The sequence below is a fragment of the Bradyrhizobium sp. BRP22 genome (assembly GCF_020194175.1).
Classification (GTDB): domain Bacteria; phylum Pseudomonadota; class Alphaproteobacteria; order Rhizobiales; family Xanthobacteraceae; genus Bradyrhizobium.
The window spans coordinates 159911-176957 of sequence record NZ_JADYVX010000005.1; the positions used below are offsets into that span (position 1 = coordinate 159911).

Here is a 17047-nt window from a genome sequence, read left to right on the forward strand (position 1 = left end):
CTCGCTTGCCGGACCGCCCTGCGCTCCCCTACGCTCCCTGAAAACAAAATCTATCAGGGAGTGAACACGTGAGCCGAACCTTGCTTTCCCGCCGCCGCCTGCTGACGGGCGCCGCCGCGGTCTCCACTGCCGCCATCCTGCCGCGCGCGAGCCTGGGCGCCGGCGACTGGCGGCCGACCGAGACCGTCCGCCTGATCGTGCCGGCCGCGGCTGGCGGCTCCACCGACGTGATGGGCCGTCTGCTCGCCGCGCATCTGCAGACCGCCTGGGGCCAGTCGGCGATCGTGGAGAACCGCTCCGGCGCCGGCGGCACCATCGGCACCGCGGAGGCCCTGCGCAGCAAGGCCGACGGCCATACCATCCTGGTCGGCAATCCCGGTCCCAACGCGATCGCCTACTCGATCTTCAAGAATCTCAGCTACAAGCAGGATCAGTTGCAGCCGGTCTCCAACATGATCCGGATCCCGAACATCGTCTCGGCGCATCCCTCGACCGGCATCAAGTCGATCCCCGAGCTGATCACCTACCTGAAGGCCAATCCGGACAAGCTGACCTATGGCTCCTCGGGGATCGGCCAGAGCCCGCATCTGACCGGCGCCTGGTTCCTGCAGCTCACGGGGCTCAAGATGACGCATGTGCCGTTCCGCGGCGCCGGCCCGGCGCTGCAGGCCGGGCTTGCGGGCGACATCCAGATCCTGTTCGACAACCTCTATCCCTCGCTGCCGCAGGTACTGGACGGCAAGCTCAACGGCCTCTGCGTCACCACCACCGACCGCAGCGACGCCGCGCCAAAACTGCCGACCATGCGCGAGAGCGCGCCGGAGCTTGCGAAATTCGAAGTCTCCTCCTGGTTCGGCGTATTCCTGCCCAAGGCCACGCCCGCGCCGATCGTCGATGAGCTCAACCGCCAGATAAAGGCAATGCTGGAGCGCGACGACGTCAAGAAGAACATCGCCGGCATGGGCGCCCGCCCCGACTACGGCTCGCCGCAGCAGTTCACCGATTTCGTCGACGCCGAAACCAAGAAGTTCGCCGCCATCATCGAGAAGGAAGGCCTGCAGATGGAGGTGAAGTGACGGGCGCTTGCGCCCGTCACTCCGGGGCGGTCCGCAGGACCGAACCCGGAATCTCGAGATTCCGGGTTCGATGCTTCGCATCGCCCCGGAATGACACTGCGCATCAGTGCGCCAGGATCGCCAGCAGCAGCAGCGCCACGATGTTGGTGATCTTGATCATCGGGTTCACGGCCGGGCCCGCCGTGTCCTTGTAGGGATCGCCGACGGTGTCGCCGGTCACCGCGGATTTGTGCGCGTCGGAGCCCTTGCCGCCATAGTGGCCGTCCTCGATGTACTTCTTGGCGTTGTCCCAGGCGCCGCCGCCCGAGGTCATGGAGATCGCCACGAACAGCCCGGTGACGATGACGCCGAGCAGCATCGCGCCGACCGCGGAGAACGCCGCCGACTTGCCGGCCGCGCCGCCGCCCGCGATCACGTAGATCAGGAAGTAGACCACGATCGGCGACAGCACCGGCAGCAGCGACGGAATGATCATCTCCTTGATCGCCGCCTTGGTGAGGAGGTCGACCGCCTTGCCGTAATCAGGCTTGTCGGTGCCCTGCATGATGCCGGGCTTCTCGCGGAACTGGCGCCGCACCTCTTCGACGATCGCGCCGGCCGCGCGGCCGACTGCGGTCATGCCGAGCGCGCCGAACAGATACGGCAAGAGGCCGCCGAACAACAGGCCCACCACCACATAGGGGTTGCTGAGCGAGAAGTCCGGATTGACGCCGGCGAAATAGGTGTGGTTCGCGGAGTCGGCGATGAAGAATTTGAGGTCCTGGTTATAGGCCGCAAACAGCACCAGCGCGCCGAGGCCGGCGGAGCCGATCGCATAGCCCTTGGTCACCGCCTTGGTGGTGTTGCCGACCGCGTCCAGCGCGTCGGTCGACTTGCGCACCTCCTTCGGCAGGCCGGCCATCTCGGCGATGCCGCCGGCATTGTCGGTGACCGGGCCGAAGGCGTCGAGCGCGACGATCATGCCCGCCAGCGCCAGCATGGTCGCGGTCGCGATCGCAATCCCGAACAGGCCGGCCAGGCTGTAGGTGATGAGGATGCCGGCGATGATCACGATCGCGGGCAGCGCGGTCGCTTCCATCGAGATCGCCAATCCCTGGATCACGTTGGTGCCGTGGCCGGTGACCGAGGCTGCGGCGATCGACTTCACCGGGCGATAGTCGGTGCCGGTGTAGTATTCGGTGATCCAGATGATCAGCGCGGTGACGATGAGGCCGACCACGCCGCATTCGAACAGCGCCATGCCGGAATAGTCCACGCCCGGCAGCTTGTCGAAGCCGATCAGCGCGTAGATCACGCCGGCGATGCCGATCAGCGACAGGACGCCGGTCGCGATCAGGCCCTTGTAGAGCGCGCCCATGATCGACTGGCTGGGGCCGAGCTTGACGAAGAAGGTGCCGATGATCGAGGTGATGATGCAGATGCCGCCGATCGCGAGCGGCAGCGTCATCATGTTCACCAGGATCGGCGACTTCGCGAAGAAGATCGCCGCCAGCACCATGGTGGCGACCGCGGTCACCGCATAGGTCTCGAACAGGTCGGCGGCCATGCCGGCGCAGTCGCCGACATTGTCGCCGACATTGTCGGCGATGGTGGCCGGGTTGCGCGGATCGTCCTCGGGAATGCCGGCCTCGACCTTGCCGACGAGGTCGCCGCCGACGTCGGCGCCCTTGGTGAAGATGCCGCCGCCGAGACGGGCGAAGATCGAGATCAGCGAGGCGCCGAAGCCGAGCGCTACCATGGCGTCGATCACGGTGCGGCTATCCGCCGCGAAGCCCGCGATCTTGGTCAAGTAGCCGAAATAGATGGTGACGCCGAGCAGCGCGAGGCCGGCCACCAGCAGGCCGGTGATCGCGCCCGCCTTGAAGGCCAGTTCGAGGCCGCCGGCGAGCGAGGTCGTCGCCGCCTGCGCGGTGCGGACATTAGCGCGGACCGAGACGTTCATGCCGATGAAGCCGGCCGCACCCGACAGGATCGCGCCGATCGCAAAGCCGATCGCGACCAGGGGCCCGAGGAAGTAGGCCAGCAGGATGAAGATCACGACGCCGACGATGCCGATCGTGGTGTATTGGCGCCGCAGATAGGCCTGCGCGCCTTCACGCACGGCTGCGGCGATTTCCTGCATGCGCGCGCTGCCCGCATCAGCCTTCAGAACGGAAGAAGTAGCCCAGATCGCGTAGACAACGGAAAGTATCCCGCAGAGCACGATCAACCATAATGCTGTCATTGGAATTTTGCCTCAGATCCTTGATGTATCCCCACGCCCTTGTTTTTTCCGCGGAATGCGGCGGGCGCTTATTAAGCGGTCCACCCTGCCCACAGGGTAGCCACGATCGGCCGCGACCTTGCCAAAATCGCTTTCGCAGCGCAACGCCGCCGGCAACCAAAACGCGACGATTTCGGCAGCGAATTAGTCTGAGGGGCGGCTTTCTCGGGTAATTCTAGAGCCTGACGCGATCCGTCAAATCAGGCCACGCGTCCCTTCTCACCTCCCCCGCTTGCGGGGGAGGTCGGCGCGTAGCGCCGGGTGAGGGCTCTCTCCACTCAAGGACTCGCGGAGAGAGCCCCACCCCGGCCCTCCCCCGCAAGCAAAGCGGGAGAGGGAGCAGAGCATCGATCGCGGGTGCAGCTCCAGTTCTAGAAATGGCTGTAGGACAGGCGCTTCAGGGCCAGTTCCCGGCCCTGTGCGTCGAGAAAGCTGGGGGGCGCGGAGCCTGCGATGATGCCGCCGATCGCGGTCACGGCCACGCCCGTGCGCCTGGCCTCCTGCACGAAGGCCGCCATGCGGTCCCCGGGGATCGCGCAGAGGATCTCGTAGTCATCGCCGCCAGAGATCAGGGCCTCGATACCGATGACCTTGCGCGCCAGCAGCGCGGCGGCCGGCGGCGAGAGTGGAATGCTCTGGACGTCGATCACGGCCGAGACAGCGGAAGCCGCACAGAGCTTTGCGAGATCGCCGGCAAGGCCATCGGACACGTCCATCGCGGCGGAGGCGTGGTCGCGCACCGCCTTGGCCAGCGCATTGCGGGGCTGCGGCACGCGGTAGCGGCCGGCGAGCATCTCGCGCGCGGCCTCGTCATTGGCCAGCGCTGCAGCAACAGGCCCGGCCTTCAGCAAATTGAGGCCGAGCGCGGCATCGCCGATCGTCCCGGTGACCACGACGCGGTCCCCTGCCCGCGCACCGCGGCGGTGGATCATCTTGCCCTGAGGCACGCGCCCGAACGCGGTGATCGAGATCATCGCGGGCCCGGGCGTGGAGACCGTGTCGCCGCCGAGCAGCGGGCAGCCGAATTGCGCGGCGTCCTCGCCGAGCGCCTGTGCGAATGGTTTCAACCAGGCATCGTCCACGCCGCGCAGCGCCAGCGTCAGCACGAAGCCGGCGGGGACAGCGCCCTTGGCGGCAAGATCGGAGAGATTGACCCGCAGCGCCTTGCGCGCCAGCGTCGCCGGCGGATCACCGGGCAGGAAATGCACCCCCTCGACGATCGCATCGGTGGTGACGACGATATCCTCGCCGCCTGCCCGCAGCGCCGCCGCATCGTCATCGAGATTGAAAGCACCCGGGTCCGTCGCGAGCGGCTTGAAGTAGCGCGCGATCAGCGAGTCCTCGCCGGATGCCGTTTCTCCGCGGTTCGTCATGCCTCCGGACCCACTCCTCAAGCCGCGACGTCATTGCGAGGAGCGCAGCGACGAAGCAATCCATGTCTCTCCCGCGGAAGCTATGGATTGCTTCGCTTCGCTCGCAATGACGGAGAGCTACCCACGCACGAACTCGTCAGCCCGGAACTGGCGGGCGATCTGATCGAGCACCGCATTCACCATGCCGGTCTCGTCCTTCTCCACAAACGCATGCGCGACGTCGACATATTCGGAAACGACCACGCGGCCCGGCACGTCCTTGCGATGCTCGAGCTCATAGGAGCCGGCCCGCAGCACCGCGCGCAGGATCGCATCGACCCGCTTCAGCGGCCAGCCCTTGGACAGCGCCTCGTCGATCAGCGGATCGAGCCTGGCCTGATCGCGCACCACGCCGGAGACGACGTCGCGGAAGAACGCCGCTTCCGCCGGTAGATATTTCTCGCCCTCGACCTCGTTGCCGAGCCAATGGCTCTCGAACTCCGCGAACACGTCGTTCATTCCGGCGCCGGCGATGTCCATCTGGTAGAGCGCCTGGACGGCCGCCAGCCGTGCGGCGCCGCGGCGGTTGGCTTTCCTGTCCAATGGCTTTGCCGGCTTGCCCATGAATCAACCCTTCGCCAGCCGGCGCTTGATGCGCAGCATCGCGAGCGCCGCCCGCGCAGCGTCGCCACCCTTGTTCAATTCATTGGCGCGCGCGCGTTCCCATGCCTGGTCCTCGGTGTTGACGGTGATGATGCCGTTGCCGAGCGGAAACTTCCTGTTCACGGCGAGATCCATCAAGCCGCGCGAGGATTCCATCGAGACGATCTCGAAATGGATGGTCTCGCCGCGCACCACGCAGCCGAGCGCGACCGCCGCGTCGTAGGGCTTGCCGTTCTTCTCGGCCGCATCGAGCGCAATCGCGATCGCCGCGGGAATTTCCAGCGCGCCGGGAACCGTGATCACGTCGTAGGTGACGGCGGCCTCCCGCAATTCGGTGACCGCGCCTTCCAGCAGCGCGTCCTGGATATCGTCATAGAACCGCGCCTCGACGATCAGCGCCCGCGCGCCGGAAATGTCGGTCTGATCCTTCAGCGGTGCGCGCCGTGCGTCTGCCATCGTTCAATCATCCAAAGTCGTCATTGCCGGGCTAAAGCGCGAAGCGCGTCTTCTAACACAGGTCCCCGGCCATCCATCTTGTCAGGAAGATGGATACGCGGGTCAAGCCCGCGTATGACAATTGTTGCGACCCGTCACTTCATCTCTGTCAGCCGCGCCGCATAGCGGGCCATCAGGTCGACCTCGATATTGACCTCGCTGCCGGCACGCCAGCCGCCGATCGTCGTAACTGTGAGAGTATGCGGGATGATCAGCACCGAAAATGTGACGTCATCGACCGTATTCACCGTCAATGATACCCCATCCAGCGTGATCGACCCCTTGACCGCGATGAAACGCGCGAGATCGCGCGTGGTTCGCAGCTCGAACCGCGCCATATCAGGCAGATCCTGGCGCGAGATGATGGTGGCGATGCCATCGGCATGGCCGGCCACGATATGACCGCCAAGTTCGTCGCCGATCTTCAGCGCGCGTTCGAGATTGAGCCGGGTTCCGACGCGCCAGTGCTTCGCGGTGGTCAAGGCAAGCGTTTCGGCAGCGGCGTCGACGTCGAACCAGGTCTTGCCGCTTTCGACGCCGGAGGCGACCACCGTCAGGCAAACACCGTTGCAGGCGATCGAGGCGCCATCCGCGATAGTTGCGCGATCGTAGCGGCAGGCGATCCGCAGCCGGTGCAACTGCCCCTGCGCCGTCGGTGTCAGGCTCGTGATCTCGCCGACATCTGTGACTATGCCCGTGAACATCAAGTGCGCTCGTAAATGGTGAGTGTATCTTTTCCGAGCGTCTCGCTAGCACGAACCTTGAAGGCGTGCGACTGCGTGATCGCACCGAGCGGCAATGCATCCAGCGCGGGCACGCCGTCAGCGCCGACCGACTCCGGCGCGCGCAACAGCCAGGCTTCGTCGACCAGGTCAGCCGCGACGAAGGATGACGCCACCCGCGCCCCGCCCTCGACCATCACTTTGGTGATGCCCTTCTCGGCCAGCGCATGCAGCACCATGGGCAGATCCAGTCCCGGCGGCGAGGTCGTGTCCGCGACCCGGATCACCTGGGCACCGGCGGCACCCAGCTTCATCGCAGCCGGTGCTTCGGCAAGCTCCGATGTCATGACCCATAGCGGCGTCTGGCGCGCCGAATGCACCAGGCGGCTCTCGCCCGGCAGGCGCAGCGCGCGGTCCAGCACCACCCGCACCGGCGAACGTGCCGCCATGCCCGGCAGACGGCACGTCAAGACCGGATCGTCGGCCAGCGCCGTGCCGATCCCGATCAGGATCGCATCACTCTGGGCGCGCAAGAGATGCACCCGCGTCCGAACCACGTCTCCCGTGATCGCCAGCGGCCGGTAGCCGGCCGCGCCGATCTTGTCGTCGGCAGAGACCGCAAGCTTGAGCAGCACATGCGGACGCTTGTCCCTGATACGGCGGAAATGCCCGGCATGGTCGTACGCCGCCTCCTCCGCGCAGAGCCCGACATCCACCGCGATCCCCATCGCGCGCAACCGTGCGTGGCCCTGGCCGCCGACTTCGGGATTGGGATCCTCGATCGCCGACACCACGCGCGCGATACCCGCGGCGATCACCGCATCGACGCAGGGCGGCGAGCGGCCGAAATGCGAGCACGGCTCGAGCGTCACATAGAGCGTGGCGCCGCGCGCCGCTTCGCCGGCGCGCCGCAGCGCCTCCGGCTCGGCATGCGGCCGGCCGCCGGGTTGGGTCCAGCCGCGCCCGACAATGACGCCATCCTTCACCACGACCGCGCCGACGGCGGGGTTCGGCCAGGTGCGGCCCTGGCCGCGCCGGCCGAGCTGAAGCGCAAGCTGCATGAACCGCAGGTCGGCGGCTTTCGATTGTTGGGCTTGTGCGGCGAGCTTGTCTTCCAGGATGCGGAAGATCATTTTCGAAACTGTGCGATGCGCGGGTCGTCTTCGCTGGTGAGCTCGCCGAGCACCGCCTCGAAATCCTTGGCTTCGCGGAAGTTGCGGTAGACCGAGGCGAAGCGGACATAGGCGACGTCATCGAGCTGGCGCAGATGCTCCATCACGATCTCGCCGATGGCCTCGGAGGAAACCTCGGCCTCGCCGCTGCTTTCGAGCTCACGCACGATCGTGGACACCATCTTTTCCAGGCGTTCGGTATCCACCGGCCGCTTGCGCAACGAGATCTGCAGCGAGCGCACCAGCTTGTCGCGATCGAACGGCACGCGGCGGCCGTTGCGCTTGATGACCGTCAGCTCACGAAGCTGCACCCGCTCGAATGTCGTGAAGCGGAAATTGCAGGTGATGCAGACGCGCCGCCGCCGGATCACAGCCGAATCCTCGGTCGGACGCGAGTCCTTGACCTGCGTATCCAGACTGTTGCAACTCGGGCAGCGCATCTAACGAGCCTTTACTGATAGATCGGGAAGCGGTCGGTCAGCGCCCTCACGCGTTCCTTGATCGCGGCTTCCACCAGCGGCGCCCTGCCGTCCGGCGACTGCTGCAGCGCGTTGAGGACTTCGGCGATCATGCCGCCGACTTCCTTGAACTCGGCGACGCCGAAGCCGCGCGTGGTCGTCGCCGGCGTGCCGAGACGCAGGCCGGAGGTGACGAACGGCGTCTCGGGATCGAACGGAATGCCATTCTTGTTGCAGGTGATGGCAGCGCGCACCAGCGCCTTCTCCGAGACGTTGCCCTTCAGCCCCTTGGGCCGGAGGTCGACCAGCATCAGATGGTTGTCGGTGCCGCCGGAGACGATGTCGAGCCCATGGCCGCGCAGCGTTTCCGCGAGCGCCTTGGCGTTCTCGACAACATTCTTGGCGTAGACCTTGAAGTCCGGCCGCAGCGCCTCGCCGAGCGCGACCGCCTTCGCCGCGATCACATGCATCAAGGGGCCGCCCTGGAGGCCCGGGAAGATCGCCGAGTTGAGCTTCTTGGTCAGCGTCTCGTCATTCCACAGCATCAACCCGCCGCGCGGACCGCGCAGCGACTTGTGCGTCGTCGTGGTCGTGACATGCGCGTGCGGCACCGGCGAAGCATGCACGCCGCCGGCGACGAGACCAGCGAAATGCGCCATGTCGACCACGAGATAGGCGCCGACACTGTCGGCGATCTCGCGGAAGCGCTTGAAGTCCCAGGCGCGCGAATAGGCCGACCCGCCGGCGATGATCAGCTTCGGCTTGACCTGTTCGGCCTGCTTGGCGACCGCATCCATGTCGATGAGCTGGTCCTCGCGCCGCACCGTGTAGTGCGCTGCCTTGAACCATTTGCCGGACATGTTGACGGGCGAGCCGTGGGTGAGATGACCGCCTGCGGCGAGGTCGAGACCCATGAAGGTGTCGCCGGGCTGCAGCAGCGCCAGGAACACCGCCTGGTTCATCTGGCTGCCGGAGTTCGGCTGCACGTTGGCGAATTTCGCGCCGAACAGTTTCTTGGCGCGCTCGATCGCCAGCGTCTCGGCGACATCGACCCATTCGCAGCCGCCATAGTAGCGCGCGCCCGGATAGCCTTCCGCATATTTGTTGGTCATCACCGAGCCCTGCGCTTCCAGCACCGCGCGGCTGACGATGTTCTCGGACGCGATCAGCTCGATCTCGTGGCGCTGCCGGCCCAGCTCGCCCTTGATCGCATCGGCGATTTCGGGATCGGCCTCAGCGAGGGTCGCCCTGAAGAAGGAATCAGGCGCGGAACCGGATTTGGCGCTCGGGGAGGAAGAGGTCATCGGCGAAATATCTCCACCGCCGCAAGCCTTTAGAGGACGCGGTCGGTCAATTGTGGGCGGTCGAAGCTGGTCCGTGAGCGTTATCACATCGCCGGGTGCCGGCCAAGCGATTGCGGTAGGCGCTTGATAATTATGCAAGATATGGTGGGCCTCGACGTGGTTTGCCAGTTCCGCAAGTGGCTGCTCTCCCCGCCGCCACCTCCGTCATCCGGGGGGCGTCCGAAGGACGAGCCCGGAATCCATCGGGCCGCAGGCGCAAGCGGCCCCTCATCCCGAGGAGCCGCGCAAGCGGCGTCTCGAGGGATGGGCCGCGGGCGAGGCTGGGGCCTCATGGTTCTCAAGGCGATGCGAAGCATCGTCCGGAGACGCGCCTTTGGCGCTCCTCACCATGAGGGGCTGATAGCGCATGCGCGGCGGGACGAATTAAGCGAGTAATTCCAACGTGATTTGCCCCGTCCAGCCTTGCCGCAAAAAACATTCCGCTTTCGCCGTCGGGCAAATCAGCATTATGACTCTGCGCGTCTCACCCGAATGAGGGGCGGCTCGCGATCGTCACGAACGTTGCGGTGAGATGCGGTGGACGCGAAGCGTGTGACTGACGAGCACGCGCGTTGCGGACGGCGAAGTCGTGTGGTTCTGGCGCCCCGACGCTGGCGCTAAGTTTTCTTGCGCGAAGAAGTTCGCGCGAGAGATGACGGTGGCAAGAAAGCCCGGTCACCGAGAAGAGCACGAAGTAAGCCTGTAAACCATCGCGCAGGGAAAGCCGGTGTTGCTCCGGTTGACCTGTGGTCCTACCCCCGTGCTTTTTGTTGCACGGGGCCCACGGGTGCAACCGGCACCCGGCTTTCCCTGCGCCCTCACTTCAATAAGAGGGTGAAACGAGACGCAAACCTCGGACGCATCGCGCCGCGAGAACGCGAACTCACATCCTCTTCCCACACTCCACCGTCATGCCCCGCGCAGGCGGGGCATCCAGTACCCGGCGGCTTCTCGGCTCAAGCACCACTGCCTCTGGAATACTGGATCGCCCGCCGGAGCCTGTCATCGGGCGGCCGTTCAGCCGACCCAGTGGCGGACGAGGACAGCGGAGAGCTGTTTGAAATTTGAATCAGAACTCTTCGCCGTCATTGCGAGGAGCGCAAGCGACGAAGCAATCCATGTCTCCGCAATCGGCGCTATGGATTGCTTCGCTCCGCTCGCAATGACGGCGTCGTTTTTCGCTGCGACAATAACAGCGAAGACCGTGGCTACAATCCCGTGTACCCCGCCTTCACGTGGTCCGTAGAGCCGTCGAGCTGACGCAGATAGGTCAATCCGCACACCGTCAACCGGTGCGGGTCGGTCTCGCCCGCTTCGAACAAGGTGCGGACATATTCCGTCACCTTGGCCCGCGCCTCGTCGCTCGCCGCGGCAGTGCGGTTCGCCAGCAGGTCATAGGTCTGCATGATGCGGTCGATCGCGGCTTCCATCTACTTCTCCGGTGGGAATGATCAGATCACGAGGGTTGCAGCTTCGAACTCGGCGATCGCCTTGTTGGCGAGCTTGATCTTGTTGGTCTCGCCGCGGCGGAACATCTGCACGATGATCGTGAGCAATTGCTCGTTGGTGGCATAGCTGTCCGGAATGGTTCCGGTCCTGCGCAGATAATTCGAGGCAATGGCGTAGGCCTCGCCGACCACTTCGACATTCATTGCCCAGATTCCGCGCTCGACCAGCATCTCGCCTTTCTCCGTAGCCGGCGATAAAGCGCGAGCGCGCAATTGGTTCCCGTTTTCGCACAACTCTTTTTGCGGTGCAAAAGCCAGCGCGCACCGGCCGGGCACAGCCGATGCGCTTGCTGGAGGATGAGGGGCTTGCCGGTCTTCTGTCGGGCCGGCTTGGCCGCTCTGGCGAAGTCTTTAGAGGCGAAGTCTTGGAGGCGTTAGAGGCGATACAGGATCTGGTCGGTCCAGAACCGCTCGAGCCGGTGCAGCGACTTGTTCAGCGTCGCGAACTCCTCGTTCGAGATGCCGCCGACCTGCTCCACGGTCTTGACGTGCTTCTGGTAGAGCGCGTCGACGATACGGCGGATCTCCTGGCCCTGCGGCGTCAGGCGAATGCGCACCGAGCGGCGATCAACGCGCGAGCGCTGGTGATCGAGGAAGCCGAGCTCGACGAGCTTCTTCAGATTGTAGGAGACGTTGGAGCCGAGATAATAGCCGCGCGTGCGCAGTTCGCCCGCGGTCAACTCCTTGTCGCCGATATTGTAGAGCAGGAGCGCCTGCACCGAATTGATGTCGGCGCGCCCGCGGCGGTCGAATTCGTCCTTGATGACGTCGAGCAGCCGGCGATGCAGCCGCTCCACCAAAGTCAGGGCTTCGAGATAGAGCGACTGCACCGTCGGCTGGCCGGCGGCGCGATCAGCGGTTTCCACCGCCGTTGAGGCAACGGCTTTGATCATGACACTTCCCCTGTTGTCGTTTTATCGACTTATTCGACGAAACTTGTGTCCCGCCTGATAGGTTCAACTTAAGGGGGCCGTTTGAACATCAGCTTAAATAAGACAATAAAGAGATCATGAATTTAAGACAGTGAATCGCGGATTAAGCCCGTCAATCAAGGACTTTTCGCAACCCTTCATTGACGGTGGAGCGCCCCTGTTCACGCTTCGTCTTCGCGGGTTGTCGCAATCGGAAACAGCTTCACTCGAATTCGAAACGACCGCGTAAGAGGTATGAGGGAACCCTTTACGGTGAGCGAAAAGTTACCCGAGAATTTTCTGAAAATTTTTGCGGTGTCGGTCGCACCCGGTGCATGCGCGGCCGTTAACACGCTATGGCGGCCGCTCGCGGGCGGCCATCCAGGCGAGCGCGAGATAGCCGGCGAGCATCAGCGCTTCGAACGCCACCACCATCAGGCTGCCGCCATAGATGGTCGGAAACATCAATTCGATCACCGCCATCGAGACGACGGTGGTCAGCCACACCACCGCGCCCCAGGGTGTGGCGAGCCACAGCCCGACGGCGGCGACGAGTTCGATGACGGCGAAATAGACGGTCGCGGTCTGCCAGGCCATCGACTGGTTCTCGAACGCCTCCTCCTCGGAGCCGACGAAGCCGGTCACCTGCGCCCAGTGGTAGAGGCCCTTGGCGATCGAGACCACCGCCATGATGCGGAGGAAGAACACGAGCCGCCGCGTCCATACATTGTCGTCCCGCTCGATCCGGTCCGACGACATCGCCGTAACGGATATCGCATTGTCCCGCGGTTGGTCGCGCGCGGAGGTATCAGACATCGCCGAGGTTATCCGTGGAAGCGAAATGGGTCATCGGGGCAGTCTTGGCCCGCCGGGGCGGCAAAATCAATCGCACTTGCGGCAAATCAACGGCGCCGTGACGTTGCCGGACGAGGATGCTAGAATTAGATCAAATCGAAATCCGTCTGCCGTCTTCAGGAGAACAAGCCCATGGCGATCAAATTGGGGCGCCCGATCGAACTGCGCGATGCGCCAAAGCGGCAGACCACTCCCGCCTCCCCGCCTCTGGACCTGACCATACGGCCCCGCCGCAACCGCAAGGCGGAATGGGCGCGGCGGCTGGTGCGCGAAAACGTGCTGACAACGGACGATTTGATCTGGCCCTTGTTCGTCGCTGACGGCCACAATGTCCGCAACCCGATCGCCTCGATGCCCGGCGTCGACCGGCTCAGCGTCGACCAGGCGGTGCGTGACGCCGAGCGCGCGGCCAAGCTCGACATCCCCTGTATCGCGCTGTTTCCCTACACCGAGCCGTCGCTGCGCGACGAGCAGGGCTCGGAGGCACTCAATCCCGACAATCTCGTCTGTCAGGCGGTGCGCGCGATCAAGAAGGAATTCCCCGACATCGGCGTGCTCTGCGATGTCGCGCTCGATCCCTTCACCAGCCACGGCCATGACGGGCTGCTCGAGGACGGCAGAATTCTCAACGACGAGACGGTCGCGGTACTGGTGAGGCAGGCGCTGGTCCAGGCCGAGGCCGGCTGTGACATCATCGCGCCGTCCGACATGATGGATGGGCGCGTCGGCGCCATCCGCGAGGCGCTCGACGCCGAGGGGTTTGGCGACGTGCAGATCATGGCCTATGCGGCCAAATACGCCTCCGCCTTCTATGGCCCGTTCCGCGACGCGATCGGCTCGGCCAAGACGCTGACCGGCGACAAGCGCACCTATCAGATGGACAGCGCCAATTCGGACGAGGCCCTGCGCGAGGTCGAACTCGATATTGCCGAAGGCGCCGACATGGTGATGGTGAAGCCCGGCATGCCCTATCTCGACATCGTGCGGAGGGTGAAGGACACCTTCGCGATGCCGACCTTCGTGTACCAGGTGTCCGGCGAATACGCGATGCTGGCGGGCGCCGCCCGCAATGGCTGGATCGATGGCGAACGCGCGATGATGGAGAGCCTGGTCGCCTTCAAGCGCGCCGGCGCCGACGGCATCCTCACCTATTTCGCCCCGCAGGCCGCGGAGAAGCTGAAGGGGCAGTCGTAGCTGGCTTTGCCTACCCTTGACTGCGCTCGCGGCATCACGCCGCGGAATCGCCGGAATATTTTCGTTCGCTGATGTTCCGAGGCCTTGGCACCCGGGCGGCCCGTTCCCATGTGCTGCCCGGGATAGGGTCCCAGTCGGGAGGGAAATTATGTCTTACGGCGGTTCGGGTAACTACGGTGCCTGGCGTAACGACGGCGGCGTCCCGCCGCACGCATTCGATCCGCAATTGCAGCCGGAACTGTTTCGCGGCGTACTGACTCGCCGGGTGTTTGCCTTCCTGATCGACCTGGTTGTACTTTCGGTACCCGTCATCCTCGGGTATTTGTTCATCGCCGTCTTCGGCCTGCTCACCCTGGGCCTCGGTTGGGCGCTGTTCTGGCTGGCGTGGCCGGCCACGATCGTCTGGGCAATCGTCTATTACGGCATATCGATCGGTGGCCCCTCCTCGGCAACCGTCGGCATGCGCGTGATGGATCTGGAGTTGCGCACCTGGTACGGCGCGCCCGGTTACTTCGTGCTCGGCGCCACGCATGCGGTGCTGTTCTGGCTGTCGGTCTCGTTCCTGTCGCCGCTTGTGCTGCTGTTCGGCCTCTTCAACAGCCGGCGGCGGTTGCTGCACGACATCGTGCTCGGAACCGTGGTCATCAACAGTTCGGTCCGCGGCCACGCGGCATCCGCAGCGCACACTTATTGAGCCAGCCAATTGAGCCCGCCAAGATGATTGACCGCTAGCCTCCGGGGCGCGATGCTGGGAGGCTGTTTGGGAGGCCTGACGACCTGACGTGACCCAGCATTCGCGTGATACACCGCAGTTCTACCTGACGGCGCCGTCGCCCTGCCCCTATCTGCCGGGTCGCCACGAGCGCAAGGTGTTCACGCATCTGGTCGGCGACAAAGCGGGCGATCTCAACGATCTGCTCACCCATGGCGGGTTCCGCCGCAGCCAATCGATCGCCTATCGGCCGGCCTGCGACCAGTGCCGGGCCTGCGTGTCGGTGCGCGTGATCGCCAACGAGTTCCGGCCCTCGCGCAGCTTCCGCAAGATCATGGCTCGCAACGCCGACCTCATTGGCGAGCAGCGTTCCGCGGTGCCGACCTCCGAGCAATATTCCGTGTTCCGCGCCTATCTCGACCGCCGCCACCGCCACGGCGGCATGGCTGACATGACGGTGCTCGACTACGCGATGATGGTGGAAGACAGCCATGTCGAGACCCGGATCATCGAGTATCGCAGGCGCGGCGTCGACAGCGGCATCACCGGTCGCGGCGAGGAATTGATCGCGGTGGCGCTGACCGACGTGCTGAGCGACGGCTTGTCGATGGTCTATTCGTTCTTCGAGCCCTCGCTCGAGAACCGCTCGCTCGGCACTTTCATGATCCTGGATCACATCGCCCGCGCGCGTCGGCTCGGACTGCCCTACGTCTATCTCGGCTACTGGATCGAGGGCTCCAAGAAGATGGACTACAAGGCGCGCTTCCTGCCGCAGCAGCGCCTCGCGCCGAGCGGCTGGCTCCGGGTCGATGCGGACGGCGACATGGCCTCCGAGCCGCAGGATTGATTCAGCCGAGAAACGTGTCGAACAGCAGCTTCACGTTCAGGACGACGATGACGCCGGCCACGAACCAGGCGACCGCAGCGACCGGCATCGATATCGCGAACTTGCCCATCTTGCGTCGGTCGGACACAAACCGCACCAGCGGAATGACCGCGAACGGAAGCTGCATCGACAGCACGACCTGGCTGAACACCAGGAGGTCGGCGGTGCCGCGCTCGCCATAGACCGCCGTGACGACGACGACGGGCACGATCGCGATGCCGCGCGTGAGCAGCCGCCGCGCCCAGCTTGGCAGTCGCAGGTCGAGAAAGCCTTCCATCACGATCTGGCCCGCCAGCGTCGCCGTCACCGTCGAGTTGAGGCCGGAGGCGAGCAACGCCACCGCGAACAGCGTCGAGGCGATGCCGAGGCCGAGCAGCGGCGACAGTAGTTCGAAGGCCTGGCTGATCTCGGCGACTTCGGAATGGCCGGTCCGGTAGAAGGTCGCGGCCGCGACCACCAGGATCGCCGCGTTGATGAACAGCGCCAGCATCAGCGCGATCGTCGAGTCGGTGGTCGCCCATTTGATCGCGTCCCGCCGCCCCTTTTCGGTGCGCTCATAGGCGCGGGTCTGCACGATCGACGAATGCAGATAGAGGTTATGCGGCATCACGGTCGCGCCGATGATGCCGATCGCGATGTAGAGCATCTCGGGATTGGTGAAGATCTCGCTCGACGGCGCAAAGCCGCGCAGCATCGCGGCAACCGGCGGTGCCGCGGCGGTGACCTGGATCGCAAAACAGGTCGCGATCACGACCAGAAGCGCAATCACGAAGGCTTCAAGGAAGCGGAAGCCGCGGTTCATCAGGAGCAGCAGCAGGAAGGCGTCGAGTGCGGTGAGCAGCGCGCCGCCGATCAGGGGAATGCCGAACAGGAGTTTCAGCGCGATCGCGGTGCCGATCACCTCCGCCAGATCGCAGGCGATGATCGCGGCTTCGCAGGCGACCCACAGCAGAAAATTCACCGGCCGCGAAAAGGTCGCGCGGCAAGCCTGGGCCAGGTCGCGGTCGGTGACGATGCCAAGCCGGGCTGCGAGCGCCTGCAGCAGGATCGCCATCAGGTTGGACAGCAGGATGACGGAAAGCAGCGTGTAGCCGAACTTCGAGCCGCCCGCGATGTCAGTGGCCCAGTTGCCGGGATCCATATAACCGACCGACACGAGATAGCCCGGCCCTGCGAAGGCAAGCAGTCGGCGCCACCACCGGCCGGCCGCGGGAATCTCGACCGTCGAGTTCACCTCGGGAAGGCTGCGGGTATCCGGCGCGTCGGCGCGCCATCCGGTGGAAGTCGTCAGCACCTGTGGAAGGTTATCAGGGGTCAATTCGGGCGATCGGGCATCCATAATGCCACAATGGCGGAAAACAGTTTTTGTTGCAACTCACTTGCAACTGCATCTGCAAAGCTGCTGAGCACCATTCGGTGATGGTCGCAGCCGCGGCG

General features: G+C 64.8%; 17 protein-coding genes. 4 read left to right on the forward strand and 13 right to left on the reverse strand.

What is annotated here, in order from left to right; translation table 11 throughout:
* Positions 1-68: 68 nt before the first annotated feature.
* Positions 69-1076 carry a tripartite tricarboxylate transporter substrate binding protein gene (locus I6F35_RS09240; protein WP_225117338.1) on the forward strand — a complete coding sequence of 336 codons (1008 nt, stop codon included), beginning with the start codon at positions 69-71 and terminating at the stop codon, positions 1074-1076.
* A gap of 103 nt (positions 1077-1179) precedes the next feature.
* On the opposite strand, the gene I6F35_RS09245 is transcribed toward I6F35_RS09240, so the two are convergent.
* The 12 genes from I6F35_RS09245 to I6F35_RS09300 all read right to left on the reverse strand — a co-directional run bounded on the left by I6F35_RS09245 (position 1180) and on the right by I6F35_RS09300 (position 12779).
* Positions 1180-3300, reverse strand: coding sequence for a sodium-translocating pyrophosphatase (locus I6F35_RS09245; protein WP_225117339.1), 2121 nt, complete (start codon positions 3298-3300; stop codon positions 1180-1182).
* A 410-nt stretch (positions 3301-3710) separates the two neighbouring features.
* The gene (gene thiL, locus I6F35_RS09250; RefSeq protein ID WP_225117340.1) at positions 3711-4712 is read right to left on the reverse strand and encodes a thiamine-phosphate kinase; all 1002 of its coding nucleotides are present in this window, start codon (positions 4710-4712) and stop codon (positions 3711-3713) included.
* Positions 4713-4829: 117 nt separating this feature from the next.
* Positions 4830-5315, reverse strand: a complete 486-nt coding sequence (gene nusB / locus I6F35_RS09255) for a transcription antitermination factor NusB (RefSeq protein WP_225117341.1) — start codon at positions 5313-5315, stop codon at positions 4830-4832.
* A 3-nt stretch (positions 5316-5318) separates the two neighbouring features.
* A complete protein-coding gene (gene ribH / locus I6F35_RS09260; protein WP_225117342.1) occupies positions 5319-5810 on the reverse strand; it encodes a 6,7-dimethyl-8-ribityllumazine synthase in 492 nt (163 codons plus the stop codon).
* Between the two features lie 134 nt (positions 5811-5944).
* Positions 5945-6553, reverse strand: a complete 609-nt coding sequence (locus I6F35_RS09265) for a riboflavin synthase (RefSeq protein WP_225117343.1) — start codon at positions 6551-6553, stop codon at positions 5945-5947.
* The gene (gene ribD / locus I6F35_RS09270) at positions 6553-7704 is read right to left on the reverse strand and encodes a bifunctional diaminohydroxyphosphoribosylaminopyrimidine deaminase/5-amino-6-(5-phosphoribosylamino)uracil reductase RibD (protein WP_225117344.1); all 1152 of its coding nucleotides are present in this window, start codon (positions 7702-7704) and stop codon (positions 6553-6555) included. Before ribD ends, I6F35_RS09265 begins: the two co-directional genes overlap by 1 nt.
* On the reverse strand, positions 7701-8183 hold the full coding sequence (gene nrdR / locus I6F35_RS09275) for a transcriptional regulator NrdR (RefSeq protein ID WP_225117345.1): 483 nt from the start codon (positions 8181-8183) through the stop codon (positions 7701-7703). The genes ribD and nrdR overlap by 4 nt, the downstream gene beginning before the upstream one ends.
* Positions 8184-8194: 11 nt before the next feature.
* Complete coding sequence (gene glyA, locus I6F35_RS09280) at positions 8195-9505, reverse strand: serine hydroxymethyltransferase (RefSeq protein ID WP_225117346.1); 1311 nt, start codon at positions 9503-9505, stop codon at positions 8195-8197.
* A gap of 1247 nt (positions 9506-10752) precedes the next feature.
* Positions 10753-10974, reverse strand: a complete 222-nt coding sequence (locus tag I6F35_RS09285) for a hypothetical protein (RefSeq protein WP_225117347.1) — start codon at positions 10972-10974, stop codon at positions 10753-10755.
* A 21-nt stretch (positions 10975-10995) separates the two neighbouring features.
* Positions 10996-11223 (reverse strand): hypothetical protein, encoded by a 228-nt coding sequence (locus I6F35_RS09290; protein ID WP_225117348.1) that lies wholly within the window; start codon positions 11221-11223, stop codon positions 10996-10998.
* A gap of 203 nt (positions 11224-11426) precedes the next feature.
* Positions 11427-11945 (reverse strand): MarR family winged helix-turn-helix transcriptional regulator, encoded by a 519-nt coding sequence (locus tag I6F35_RS09295; protein ID WP_225117349.1) that lies wholly within the window; start codon positions 11943-11945, stop codon positions 11427-11429.
* A 372-nt stretch (positions 11946-12317) separates the two neighbouring features.
* Positions 12318-12779: a DUF6163 family protein gene (locus tag I6F35_RS09300; protein ID WP_225117350.1), complete on the reverse strand. Its 462-nt coding sequence runs from the start codon at positions 12777-12779 to the stop codon at positions 12318-12320.
* 171 nt (positions 12780-12950) lie between these two features.
* On the opposite strand from I6F35_RS09300, the gene hemB reads away from it, so the two are divergent.
* From hemB to I6F35_RS09315, 3 genes are all read left to right on the forward strand, one after another.
* Positions 12951-14012 carry a porphobilinogen synthase gene (gene hemB / locus I6F35_RS09305; RefSeq protein WP_225117351.1) on the forward strand — a complete coding sequence of 354 codons (1062 nt, stop codon included), beginning with the start codon at positions 12951-12953 and terminating at the stop codon, positions 14010-14012.
* Between the two features lie 148 nt (positions 14013-14160).
* On the forward strand, positions 14161-14706 hold the full coding sequence (locus tag I6F35_RS09310) for an RDD family protein (protein WP_225117352.1): 546 nt from the start codon (positions 14161-14163) through the stop codon (positions 14704-14706).
* Positions 14707-14794: 88 nt separating this feature from the next.
* Positions 14795-15571: an arginyltransferase gene (locus I6F35_RS09315; protein ID WP_225117353.1), complete on the forward strand. Its 777-nt coding sequence runs from the start codon at positions 14795-14797 to the stop codon at positions 15569-15571.
* Position 15572: 1 nt separating this feature from the next.
* Here the strand turns inward: I6F35_RS09315 and I6F35_RS09320 are convergent, their stop codons facing one another.
* A complete protein-coding gene (locus I6F35_RS09320; RefSeq protein ID WP_225117354.1) occupies positions 15573-16949 on the reverse strand; it encodes an Nramp family divalent metal transporter in 1377 nt (458 codons plus the stop codon).
* Positions 16950-17047 lie beyond the last annotated feature (98 nt).